This is a genomic window from Acinetobacter sp. I-MWF, from assembly GCF_025433935.1.
Taxonomy (GTDB): Bacteria; Pseudomonadota; Gammaproteobacteria; order Pseudomonadales; family Moraxellaceae; genus Acinetobacter; species Acinetobacter guillouiae.
In genome coordinates, this window is record NZ_JAMBAR010000001.1 from 3,072,984 (window position 1) to 3,085,033 (window position 12,050).

The 12,050-nt window shown below is 34.0% G+C and carries 14 protein-coding genes and 2 pseudogenes; 4 read left to right on the forward strand and 12 right to left on the reverse strand.

What is annotated here, in order from left to right:
• Positions 1 to 235: 235 nt before the first annotated feature.
• Positions 236 to 447: pseudogene (locus tag M2R48_RS14110) on the reverse strand (type VI secretion system Vgr family protein); the annotation flags it as partial.
• Positions 448 to 770: 323 nt separating this feature from the next.
• On the opposite strand from M2R48_RS14110, the gene M2R48_RS14115 reads away from it, so the two are divergent.
• Complete coding sequence (locus M2R48_RS14115; RefSeq protein ID WP_262086520.1) at positions 771 to 2,276, forward strand: L,D-transpeptidase family protein; 1,506 nt, start codon at positions 771 to 773, stop codon at positions 2,274 to 2,276.
• Between the two features lie 343 nt (positions 2,277 to 2,619).
• Here the strand turns inward: M2R48_RS14115 and M2R48_RS14120 are convergent, their stop codons facing one another.
• The 9 genes from M2R48_RS14120 to M2R48_RS14160 all read right to left on the reverse strand — a co-directional run bounded on the left by M2R48_RS14120 (position 2,620) and on the right by M2R48_RS14160 (position 5,486).
• Positions 2,620 to 2,904, reverse strand: a complete 285-nt coding sequence (locus tag M2R48_RS14120) for an antitoxin YezG family protein (protein WP_262086521.1) — start codon at positions 2,902 to 2,904, stop codon at positions 2,620 to 2,622.
• A gap of 11 nt (positions 2,905 to 2,915) precedes the next feature.
• Entirely contained in the window at positions 2,916 to 3,062 is a 147-nt protein-coding gene (locus M2R48_RS14125) for a hypothetical protein (protein ID WP_262086522.1), read from the reverse strand.
• A 55-nt stretch (positions 3,063 to 3,117) separates the two neighbouring features.
• On the reverse strand, positions 3,118 to 3,561 hold the full coding sequence (locus M2R48_RS14130) for an antitoxin YezG family protein (RefSeq protein ID WP_262086523.1): 444 nt from the start codon (positions 3,559 to 3,561) through the stop codon (positions 3,118 to 3,120).
• 2 nt (positions 3,562 to 3,563) lie between these two features.
• The gene (locus M2R48_RS14135) at positions 3,564 to 3,833 is read right to left on the reverse strand and encodes a DNA/RNA non-specific endonuclease (protein WP_262086524.1); all 270 of its coding nucleotides are present in this window, start codon (positions 3,831 to 3,833) and stop codon (positions 3,564 to 3,566) included.
• A gap of 47 nt (positions 3,834 to 3,880) precedes the next feature.
• Positions 3,881 to 4,141 carry a hypothetical protein gene (locus M2R48_RS14140; RefSeq protein ID WP_262086525.1) on the reverse strand — a complete coding sequence of 87 codons (261 nt, stop codon included), beginning with the start codon at positions 4,139 to 4,141 and terminating at the stop codon, positions 3,881 to 3,883.
• Positions 4,142 to 4,176: 35 nt separating this feature from the next.
• Positions 4,177 to 4,368, reverse strand: coding sequence for a hypothetical protein (locus tag M2R48_RS14145; protein WP_262086526.1), 192 nt, complete (start codon positions 4,366 to 4,368; stop codon positions 4,177 to 4,179).
• Complete coding sequence (locus tag M2R48_RS14150) at positions 4,365 to 4,628, reverse strand: hypothetical protein (protein ID WP_262086527.1); 264 nt, start codon at positions 4,626 to 4,628, stop codon at positions 4,365 to 4,367. Before M2R48_RS14150 ends, M2R48_RS14145 begins: the two co-directional genes overlap by 4 nt.
• 166 nt (positions 4,629 to 4,794) lie before the next feature.
• On the reverse strand, positions 4,795 to 5,157 hold the full coding sequence (gene cdiI / locus M2R48_RS14155) for a ribonuclease toxin immunity protein CdiI (protein WP_262086528.1): 363 nt from the start codon (positions 5,155 to 5,157) through the stop codon (positions 4,795 to 4,797).
• Positions 5,158 to 5,165: 8 nt separating this feature from the next.
• Complete coding sequence (locus M2R48_RS14160) at positions 5,166 to 5,486, reverse strand: CdiA family toxin C-terminal domain-containing protein (RefSeq protein WP_410004163.1); 321 nt, start codon at positions 5,484 to 5,486, stop codon at positions 5,166 to 5,168.
• 261 nt (positions 5,487 to 5,747) lie between these two features.
• Between M2R48_RS14160 and M2R48_RS14165 the strand changes: the two are divergent.
• The 3 genes and pseudogenes from M2R48_RS14165 to M2R48_RS14175 all read left to right on the forward strand — a co-directional run.
• Positions 5,748 to 6,214 (forward strand): annotated as a pseudogene (locus tag M2R48_RS14165) (integrase core domain-containing protein); the annotation flags it as partial.
• Between the two features lie 382 nt (positions 6,215 to 6,596).
• Positions 6,597 to 8,717 (forward strand): ATP-dependent nuclease, encoded by a 2,121-nt coding sequence (locus M2R48_RS14170; RefSeq protein WP_262086529.1) that lies wholly within the window; start codon positions 6,597 to 6,599, stop codon positions 8,715 to 8,717.
• The gene (locus M2R48_RS14175; RefSeq protein WP_262086530.1) at positions 8,717 to 10,465 is read left to right on the forward strand and encodes a UvrD-helicase domain-containing protein; all 1,749 of its coding nucleotides are present in this window, start codon (positions 8,717 to 8,719) and stop codon (positions 10,463 to 10,465) included. Before M2R48_RS14170 ends, M2R48_RS14175 begins: the two co-directional genes overlap by 1 nt.
• 136 nt (positions 10,466 to 10,601) lie before the next feature.
• Here the strand turns inward: M2R48_RS14175 and M2R48_RS14180 are convergent, their stop codons facing one another.
• Positions 10,602 to 11,831 carry a hypothetical protein gene (locus tag M2R48_RS14180; RefSeq protein ID WP_262086531.1) on the reverse strand — a complete coding sequence of 410 codons (1,230 nt, stop codon included), beginning with the start codon at positions 11,829 to 11,831 and terminating at the stop codon, positions 10,602 to 10,604.
• A 42-nt stretch (positions 11,832 to 11,873) separates the two neighbouring features.
• On the reverse strand, positions 11,874 to 12,029 hold the full coding sequence (locus M2R48_RS14185) for a hypothetical protein (protein WP_262087549.1): 156 nt from the start codon (positions 12,027 to 12,029) through the stop codon (positions 11,874 to 11,876).
• Positions 12,030 to 12,050: the final 21 nt, after the last annotated feature.

Consider the following 12,050-nt stretch of genomic DNA (forward strand, 5'->3'; position numbering starts at 1 on the left):
CCCTTTAAGATATTTGGCGGAAGCGGTGACAGTCAAATTAAAGAAGTAAATCTTTAATAAACAATAATAAAATATTTATAATTCTGTTTTTTACTACTATTTTTACTGCGTTGTGATTTCTTTGTTTCAACCTATTTCGAAACAGCAATTCATATATTTAAGCTAATTAGAGTTCGAGTTCTGTTTTAAATCATATCAGTTTTCGAACTTATAATAATCCTGCTCTAAGCACATCTTTCATGTGGTCATAATGCTCCTTCTTGGCAACTTCACTTAAAGCTTTTGAATTATTTAAACTAGATTCAAGTTGTGATTTTGTTTCAGAGGCATCAAGATGATCGCCACCTGCTGAGCCTTGCGAATAGGCAAAAGCAATAAGCCTTGTTTGGCTCTGAGCGCTCCCCATTGATCTGTACGCAATTCAAAGCCTTCACCTCGTACTTCGGCTTTGTTGCACAAAGCCAGTTCTGGATATGAATCAATATTATTAGGTATCAATTTCTTATAAGCAGAATTAACTAGTGCCTCTTTTTTCTTATTATTTTGTACTAAATATATAGTTGTCCCACCTACAATCACAGCCAATAAGGTTAAAATGGAAGTTATCCATAGAGCTATCTTTTTTCACCTCTTCATAAAAGCACTCAAAAAAAAGTTAAATATGTCTATCAAATAGTTTTTCAAATTCCAGATAGTTAATATATAAATTTTGATTCTATCAACTTTACCATCATGATACTTTATACTAAATCTAACTAGGCTTAAAAATTATGAAAAAAATCATTTTGTTTTCAATGCTATTTTTGGCCCCTCTAACTTGTTTGACTACAGCAAGTGCTGCTACTCAAGCAGATGGATCGACTGGATCATATAAAAGTGTGCAAGGTATTGTTAATGATATTGTTACTACTTCGGGTCTACAGTCAAATTTCACGTTAGTTACAATCCCAAATTATAATAATGCAGCTGCACTCATTAGAAATAATAAACGTGTATTGGCTTATGATCCCCTATGGTTTAAAGCTCTAAATAATAAAACTGGAAGTCAGTGGTCTGCTATAACTATTATGGCTCATGAGGTAGGTCATCATCTAAATGGGCATCCACTCACGAATGTTAACAATCAAGAGAGTATCAAAAATGAATTAGCAGCTGATTATTTTTCAGGATTAACAATACAACGAATGGGAGGTTCTTTAGAAAATGCTCAACAATGGATTAAACTATATGGCACTGAGAAAGATACTATCAGCCATCCTTCATCAGCAAAACGCTTTCAGGCAATAAAACTAGGTTGGAATTTTGGTTGTGCACTATCCAATTGTAGCAATATATCTCAACAAGTAATAATGCAATATCCTGCGACCAGCCAATTGTGGAGTCTGAATACATTAAATAATGCTCAATGGACTAAAGATTTAGGCTCAGGTTTATCTCCAGTTTATGCAAAAACGGAAGTATTGCTTGCCAGGCATAATGTTTCTACTGGTGCTATCAGAGGCGATAGACGAATAAATTTAATGAAGGCTATTTCGGCTTTTCAACAGATGAACGGACTACAACCAACAGGGGCCCTGAATACTGAAACATGGGAGGCTCTAAATAAAGGTAAAACAGAAGATGCATATATCAGCTATACCATAACAAAAGAAGATATTAATTATCCATATCTCTCTATTATTCCAAGAGATTTCATTTCGCAATCTAAAGTGAAAGGATTATTCTATACGCGAGTTTCTGAAATGTTAAGTGAAAAATTTCACATGGATGAGGAGTTTCTCAAACGACTTAACCCTCATACTACTTTTACAACCATAGGGGAAAAAGTAATCGTAGCAAATACTCGGAATACTATCTCTCTTACTGAACCTATTTCACTCTTAATTGCACATAAAAGTTCTAAAATACTTTTTGCATTTAATTCAGATAATCAAATGATCGCAGCATTTCCAGCTTCTTATGGTTCTGTTGATACCCCTTCTCCAAGTGGAACTGAGAAAATAAGTAAAATTACTCCTAACCCTATTTACAACACTGATCTAGAACCGTATTTCCCAGAAAAATTAAAAGGTTTTTTATTACCTGCAGGTCCAAATAGTATAATTGGAATGATGTTAATTTCTTTTGAAAATAGTGCGTTTGGAATTCATGGTACACCAAACCCTTCTGCCATTTCATTGACAACATCTGGAGGAGAAATTCGTTTAACTAACTGGGATGTTATTAATTTATCTAAACAGTTACAGCCGGGTGTTATTATCAAATTTGTTGAGTAAATTAAATATGAATAGTGAACTGTACTGGTTTTATCGGAGACTGAAGAGTTGAGCTGAGTCATTACACGCCCTTAAAATGCCGAAACGGCTTTTTTAAGCTTAGCACTTTCCTATAGGAGTTAAGCCACCACTGACTCAATTCCTTAAATTACCCAAAATGGCTTGTTTAGCTAATAATGTATAAGTCTAATTGGGGCTTATCTTGAAAAACGTAAAGGCCTAATAGTTGATTGGGCTGAATTCTGTAGTACACACTTTAACTAGACAGCATTAATAGACTTACTTAGTTAATGAACATACCATTTAGAAATATAGAACTTACACAAAATAATTTACAGACACATTATTTATTTTGCTCTTTGAGCTTTACGCGCTCCTCCCATAATTCCTTAGGAATTTGAGGATAGTCTCTATCTAACTCTTCCTCAGATAAATCACTAATTCCCCTCATACTCAAACTTGGCCAATGATCTTCTTCTGGAATATACGCAAACTCAATATTAAATTTACCTGTATCAATTAACGTAACTTTAAAGTTTGTCCACTTTTCTTTAAAATTATCTAATGACCTTAACTCAGCTATTAAAATCATTATTTTTTGTCCTATTTCATGCGGTATTTCATCCATATCAAACCAACCTATTTGATTTTTTTTGTAACCCATTCAAAACTATAAGAATTAAAATCTGTATAAATATAGCCCTCACAAATCATAGTTTCAGCATCATCCACCATTATTGACCATAGCAGTTCACCAATTTTTTGATAAATTTCTTGATCTTTCATACACTATTTCTCATAAATCAAAGCCCTGAGACGAACTCAAGGCTTTTTATAGAAATTATTTTTTCTCATTCTTAAACTTAACTCTCTCTTCCCATAATTCTCTTGGAATTTGAGAGTAATCTTTTTCCCACTCTTCTTCGGTAAGTTCTCCAATACCTTTCATGAATAGATTTGGCCAGTTATCTTCTTCAAGAATATAAGCAAAATCTATATTGAATTTACCATTATCAGTTAATGATATTTTGTAATGTGTCCATTTTTCTTTAAATAAATCTAGCTCTTTGAGACCATTCACTAACTCTCTAATTTGCATTTCAATATTACTAGGTTCTTTACCGAAATCAAAAGTACTTAGACCTCCATTTTTCAACATGAACCTAGTTATCCATTCTTGATGCTCAGGATAAATTTTTCCAATAAAATATATAATATCAGCTTCTTGAGGCATAATTGACCATAAAAGCTCGCCAATTTTTCTATAAATTTCCTGATCTTTCATAACTAGTTTCCTGTTGACGTATTTTTTAATTGTTGCGAAGGTTGTCTAACCCCATTGATGCTATGATTAATAATGAAACTATCTGGCCGTTTACTATTACCTGAGTACACTGGTTGAATATTTACTTTGACTGATTGGTTGCGTTCCAAAGCTTTCTTCCAATCTGTTTCAAGCTTATACCAAGCACCACTAGAACCATTAAACGTCTTATCCATGGGAACGATATTAATCCCTTCACCCGGACCTTTAAACATTGAAGCAATAAAAAGCATGCCAAAATGACATGCTTCTAAATTAATAAAATATACGCTATATGAATTTATGATTTTTCATTATAAATAAACTTAGTATGAGCCTTACCATTCTCATCCAAAATTAAAATAAACTTTCTCCAATCACCACCTATATGTGATTGCACTTCATCATGAAGTTTCTTACTTAAATCTTCTAAAGTTGAAAAACCAAAGTCCTGTATACTAGCTAAATAACTCTGATTATCTTTGCAATAATCTAAGTGAAAATTTGCCCATCCCTCATCAAGATTGAACTTATATTCAAAAATGAATGAATCATAATTCACAATACTATTAATATCTATATATTTAACAATATCATTTAAAATTTCAATCTGTTTGTTCCTTTTATACCTCCACCAGCCTTATTCTCAAATATTACAGGATCTAGCTTTTTACCATCTATAGTAAACTCTACAAAGACTTTGTCTGGTCTTAATGAACTAGGATCATTTCTTGTAAACATAACCGTTGCTTTACCAATAGATTTACCATCTTTCTCGGCCTTTCTCACGATATTTTCAAAATATACCTTATAAGCTGAATTATTAAAATTTGAATTTTGCGGAATAAATTATAAGCATCGCAAGTGTCACCATAAACACATGCTTGTACATGCCCATCTAGAGCACGTCCACTCTCCGTCAGTAAACGATTGTCTACATTCACTGAACCATTCAATAAACCTGTCACTTGGTCTCGGGTGATTTCTTGAGTATTGTTGATATCACGGTTACTAGTCGTTGTAGTGTTGGTCACACTACCTTGACCCATCGTCGCTTTGGTTAACAGCTCTTTTTCATTCCCTGTACTTTATAAGCCAACCGTTGAACTACCACTTGGATGAAGAGAGCTCTCCTTACTCTCTCCTTTGATCGATGTACCCACACTGGTCGATACATTGAAGCCACTATTACTTTCAGAACTATGATCCCGTAAATTAATAAGGTATTTTTTCTACTAACCTACTAATTTTAACAGCTTCGTTTGGATTCCTATTTTTATATAGCTCACAAGACAATTTGACAAAATAATAGCAAATATTTTCACTAACCGTGACAGTATTCTCTGATGTAGGAGGATATCCAATAGCAAATTGAACACCTTCAAAATGTTCATCCACTTCACTACTATTCATATTAGGAAAAAAGCAATATATACCATCTAGCATATAAGACTCTCGCTCAATAATATTTTCAATTGCATCTAAAAAATGACCTTCATTATACATTAAATCGAAGTAACTTTTGATAGTTCCTTCTGTACTAAAATGGTCATAGGGCAAATCAAATAAATGTTTCATTTTTTTTCCTATTTAGGATGAAAATTATTAACCCCTTTCGTTTTAGGATCTATATAGATCCTAAATGTCACTCCACCAGCAGTTGCATCATATGCCTGTAACCCTTTAGCAATTGCTTGTTTATACCCCTTAGCTGCAGCCTTTTGTCCCAATTCAAGCATTTTTTGATCTGTAAATATTTTAGGATCATAAACTGTTTTCTCAAATGGTTTAGAACCATTACCTTTATAATTTCCCGTAAAATTTCCTGCAGGATCTTTGGTCGGAATTTTATATTCGATATGGGTTATACCTTGTACATTTGTTGGTTTCGCACTTAAAATTTGCACTCCATTGTCTTTAGCTACTTTATAAAATGCATCAGCATTATGTCCCCCAGAAATAGCTGATTTTTGACTAAAGCCATCAACAGTGGCTAAATGTGTAGGCTGTATAATCTTAAAACTAATGCCTTCTGGGTTTTTGCCAATATATAAGTATTCTTAAGATTTTTCACTGCTTCTACTGTAATAGTTGCCCCCTTTTTAACAACTGTTACAGTACCTGCACTTAATGCAGCTGAGAGACCATTAAGCGCTGTAGTCATCTCGTCAATGGACTTTATGCATGACCAACTTAGTGATGGTCGCAGTTACCGAATTCACAATGTTATTGATGATTATAACCGTGAGTCACTGGATATATTGATTGATTTTTCTTTGCCAGCTCAACGAGTACTGAGGGGATTGGATCAATTAATTGCATGGCGAGGTAAGCCAAAACGTATCCGTAGTGATAATGGACCCGAGTATGTTAGTGATTTGATGGAAGCATGGTGTACTCAATATGGAATTGAGCATGTATTTACTCAACTAGGTCATCCACAACAGAATGCTTATGTAGAACGCTTCAACAGGACGGCTTCAACAGGACGGTTAGATATGAATGTTTGAATCAATATTTATTTCGAGAGCTTGAAGAAGTTGAAGACTATACAACAATATGGCAACACTTTTATAATCATGAACGACCACATATGTCAGTTGATGGTAAACCACCTAAATTTAAACAATTATAAGGACTTTGGCTTTCTACTTATTAAATCAATTAAAAATGGGAGTATTACCTTGTATAATAATTTCAGGTAAAAAATTAGGTCTTTCCTCTATATCTTTCCAATTATAAATTAAACGATACTCTTGTATTTCTAGCATCTAATGATTACCCAATAAAAACTAAAACTCATCAATCTACATTTTTTATCAGAAAATAACTTTTTCTATAAAATTAATTTTAGTAAAGCACAATAAGATTTCAGCTTCCAAGCGATCAATTTTCATTTGCTCATTCACTAGGACTAAATGGGGGGTGTTCTACTTATTCCATATCACATCATTTTATGTTACATAGTTTATTTACATTATCACTAATCGACTAAGAGTTTAAGGCACCATAACACCATGTATATTAGCCAACTATCTATTGTTAACTATAAGAACTTCAAACGGGAAAAATTTAAGTTCCTAAAGAAATCGGTAAATAATATTATTGGTGAAAATGCCTCTGGAAAAACTAATGTTTTCCAAGCCATGAGATTAATTCTAGATGATTCATTGCCTGCAAATGCAAAATTCCTTTCCAAAGATGATTTTCACAGAGGCTTAGAAGAACCATTTGGACACTGGATAATAATTTCTCTCAATTTTTCTGATTTAGGCGATACAGAAGAACAACAAGTTCTAGCGAACTACATTTTAAATGATGAGGAAGATCACAAGCCACCAACGAAAGGAGCTTACACCTTCATTTTTAGGCCGAAATTTTCATTCAGACAAGAGCTCCACGAAATTAGCAATGCCCATGAAGACCTCTCTATTCGTAAATCTGAAATTCTTAAGTTCTGCTCTTCACACACAATATCGAGAGAAACGTATGAACCTATAGCCCTTGTCCGAACAAAAATCGATTTCGCTGAAGAAAGCGTATACCAAGACCACGTTGGAGACTTCGAACAATATATATTCCCAAACCCAAATTTAGAAAGTGAAGAGCTAATTGGGAATAAAAAACCTCCATATTTTTCTTTAATTAATGAAGTTGCCTGCACATACGTAAAAGCACTTAGAAATGTCGTTGCAGATCTCAAATACTACAAAACGAATCCTCTCTACAAGCTACTAACCTTAAAAAGTAAACAAATTAATGATGACAAAAACATTGTTAATGACATAGTTAAAGTAAATCAAAAAATTTCCTCGATACCCGAAATCGAAAACCTCAGCAATGATATTTCTCGCTCATTAATAAATACCATAGGCTCAACCTATTCACCTAAGATTCAAGTATCATCACAACTTTCAGAAGATTTTATCGAATTAATTCAATCTCTTGGTCTAGTAGTCGAAGACTCTTTAAACTATCAAGGAACAGGAAGAATAGAAGACCTTAGCCTCGGAGGAGCAAACCTTATTTATCTAGCTCTAAAACTTTACGAATATGAATCGATTCGTGACAGCAATGAACACATAACTCACTTCTTGATGATTGAAGAGCCTGAGGCTCATATTCATAATCATATTCAAAAAACACTTTTTGAAAATTTCAATTTTAAAAACACACAGGTATTCGTATCAACTCATTCTACACAATTAAGCTCTGTGTCAAACATTTCTTCTATGAATATACTTTCGAGGAAAGATGCAAAGACTGAAGTATATGCCCCCTCTAATAATCTAAAGCTTAAAAATATTCGATGTATTGAAAGATATCTAGATGCTATCCGAAGTGACATTCTATTTGCAAAAAGTGTAATTCTCGTAGAAGGCGACGCAGAATTAATACTTATACCTGCATTAGTAAAAAAAACACTAGGAATAAGTCTGGAAGAGATGGGCATCAGCCTAGTAAAAATGGATGGAACTGTATTCAAGCATATATCTGATCTCTTTCATGAAGATAGGATTCGCAGCTACTGCTCTATTCTCACTGATTTAGATAAAGCATTCATAACTCATGAAAATGGTTCTTTCGCAGATGCTGAATATATAAAAGCACAATTAAACGCCGAAAAGTCAGGAGCTTATAGGAAAATTGCACTAGACGAGTACACAGTTAACAATATCTATGTCAGTGCTTTTTATGCAGAAAATACCTTTGAAACAGAGTTAATCCGTTATTCTGAAAACTCTCATCTTTTTGAGTCTGTAATAAAATCAACCTATACAAGTAGAACACATTGTAAAGCAGCTATCACAAATATAACTTCTAGCGATATTCCCACAAAATATGATCAAGTATTAAAATTCGCACGAAAAATAGGTAAAGGATGGCTTGCTGCTGAAATGGTAGACCATATAACAATCAACAATATAATTCCTAAGTACATTTTAAAAGCAATTAAGTTTTCGCTTTCTGATAGAAATATAGATGCAATAGTTTTAAAAATGATGGAATATAATGTCGCAACTATGGCTCAGGAATATCAAGACGAAATAAATGATAGTAATAGCTTAGATGAAAAAATAGCTGTTTACAAAACCTTTTATGATAATGACACTTTCATACGTTTTTGGGAAATATAATGCCTTATAAGAACTTAACTGATGAGCAGATGGATGCTGTTGTACACAATGACAGTATGTTGCTATCAGCCTGTCCTGGTTCAGGCAAGACAAGAACGCTTGTATCAAAGCTCCACCACATAATAGATAACTCTGAAGAACTTTCAATCGGTAAGCGAAAAGTAGTTGCTATTACATATACAAACATTGCCGCAGATACAATACAAGAAAGACTTCTTTCCTATGGATTGGAAAGCAAATCACTCTGGGTTGGTACAATTCATGCACTCTGTCTTCAATGGATAATCAAGCCAAATATCAACATGATACCTTTGCTATGCGGCGGCTTTATTGTTATAGATGAACATGAGAAAGAAACTAGATTAACTGAACTTAAAAAAAGCTATGGCTTCCAGTTTTATGACAACATCGATACTGCTCTTGATCTAGAGTATAAACCCAAATATCCAGCAGGAACTAAAAAGTGTAACCTAGTCCTTGAATACCATAGATATCTAGCAGAAAATAATTATATTGATTTCGATTTAATACTAAATATCAGCCACCAACTGCTACAATCTAACCCTAAACTCTGTAAACGTCTAGGAAATCTTTTCTACCATATACTTATAGATGAATATCAAGATACATCAGTAATGCAGTATGAGATACTAAGATGCATTATTAGACAGAAACAAACCAAAATAACAATGATAGGAGATAAAGAGCAGGCTATTTACACTGGATTAGGTGCAATTGTTAAAAGCAAATCAGAATTAGAGAGTTTTTTTGAACTTGATTTCTCTTTACAAGAAAAACGCTTGACAGGTTGCTTTCGCAGCAGTCAAAAAATAATTAACCATTATCTTAAATACCAAGAAGAAGGATATATTATAGAATCTAAGTCCGATTTAAGAGACTATCCTTCTGTCGTTCATCTAGAGAAGACGATTCATAAAGATAACCTTGCAAATTATGTGGCAGATATTGTTAAGCTTCACCTTGCGCAAGGTATCCCCGAGAAAGAAATAGCAATTCTCTGTCCGAGCTGGTTCGAAGTTATAAATATCTCAAATAACATTAGTGCGCTAAATACAAGTTTTAATATCGACGGCGTTTTAATTTCACCTATACCCAAAAATCAAAACAACTTTTGGCTGACATTGATTCGATTAGTGCTTACAAAGCCCAATATCCACAATTACATTAAAAGACGACAGTACGCTAGTGAACTTTCAGAAAAATTAAATGAAATATCTTTTGACGAAGAGGCTATAAACCCTAAAAGAATTCTTAGTGCAATTAATTCAATTTCTGTGAGATTTGACAAAGAGATTTGTGAATGGATAGAAGAAATTATAGTTAGTTTTTGTGAAAGACTCAAAATAGAGCTAACAAAAAATGACTTATTTAATGAAGAGATGAAAAGTATATTAAATGCAACAAGGGAAAGGATGATGAAGTATGGAATGAACTATAAAGCTTCAGATCTGAATAAATTTTTCTCCTCATCCATTGGAATAAAAATCACAACTGCACACTCCACTAAAGGTGACGAATACGAAGTCGTTATATGTACTGGACTGTTGGGAGGGAAAATACCCCACTGGAATGATATAATAGGTTGTGATGACACACATCAAAATTATGTTGCTAGAAGGTTACTGTATGTCATTTCTTCACGTGCCAAAAAACATCTTTACTTAATTTCGGAGCTTGGGCACAAAACAAATAAGGGCTTCTCATATCAACCCACACGGCAACTTTAATTTTAGCTTCAAAAAACTTTGAAAAATAAGCAAATTACTGGTCTCATAAGTTTTTAATCTTAATGTGTAAGCAGACAAGTCGCTCCTTACCTATTTCCTCCGTATGACAGTTTAAATCGCGAAATAACAATATTAGTCATGATAATCCATCACAAAACTCAATAATCCTTCCTACAATGCCAGGAATGATTCGATCAATGACTTCGTTCTTAAATTTGTGCTGAGAGTGTGGTCTGGCAATCACTATTTCACTTAGCTCCCCTAAACTAATAACAGAGCTTGGATACTCTATCATTGAGCGTTTTCCGCTTAACTCCAATACCTCCCTCCCAAAATTTAATGCCATATCTACACAGTCAACACACATTGGGGCAGGATTTGAATCGAAGTCCATTTCTTCGACTGAGAATAGAGAAGCTGTTTTAACTTCAAAAATCCAAGAGTTCTTCTTAGACGGCCTCACGCAATTATATTTATCCCTTGAGCAACAAGGACATAACCACCTATCTTCATATCTGGTCCAATATTTCCCTCGTGTAGCGATAAGATGAGCAAGCTCATTGCTTGAAGGCTTCTTTTTTTGTATTGGGTTCTCTTTAAACCTCCATGAACTATTTGCACCTTTAAATGGCACTGTATTATAAAGTAACCTCTCTGGTTCAAATCTATCAAATTGATGTAATCCATGGCGCTCAAAATGCCATTTAGCAAGTCGTTCAATTTGCTTAGCCGTTCTTTCTGAAGGTTGATACCAATCTTGATTTTCAGCAGCAATTTTTGCAAATCTTTCAGCAAACTCCATTCTCATTTCAAAAATGGGTTTAGCCCTTTCCCATACTTGCTGAGCAAGCAATGGATCAATTTCATGTTCTTGATTGGGTGAAGGTTTGACAAACTCTGCAATCTCACGTGGCGAAAAAGAAAAATACTTTTGTGCTTTCACTATTTTTTTGGCATCAGCATCCGCTTTATTACAATCAAAGCAAACAACAGTATTGTCATAAGCAGATAAAGAAAATGCAGCCTTGATAGCAAATTTTTCGGAAAGCTCATCAGCTACAATGTGATCTTTTTGAATCGAATACTTTTCAAAAAGTCCCTTAACCACATCTTTCATGTGGTCATGATGCTCATGTAATTGGCATGTTAGATAATTATTTTTGTTTAACCTTACTATTTCTGCCTTAGTCCTTTTACAACACGGGCAAGACCAGTTCACTGGGGTCATTACCCACCAACGATTCATGTGTGGGCCGCTGGCATTGAATAACTTAACCAATGCAAGTGTAGAGTAAGTATATTCCGAATCTATACCATCCAACTCTTTATCAGTTAAGGATGACTTAAATTCTGTAATATCCATCATAATTCACCTAATAAAATCAGCACTATCTATTGGCCTAAACGTTTACTCATCACCACCAAACTGCCAATAAACGTCCCCCCAATCACTTTTGATATCTGGGACAAAGTACCTGCGTGAGTTTGCTTGAGCAACAGTAAACCAATAGCCCGATTGTGGACATTTTTCACCTGCTCTACACAAGATGAACCATCCTAACAAAGTAATAACACCTCAATTTTT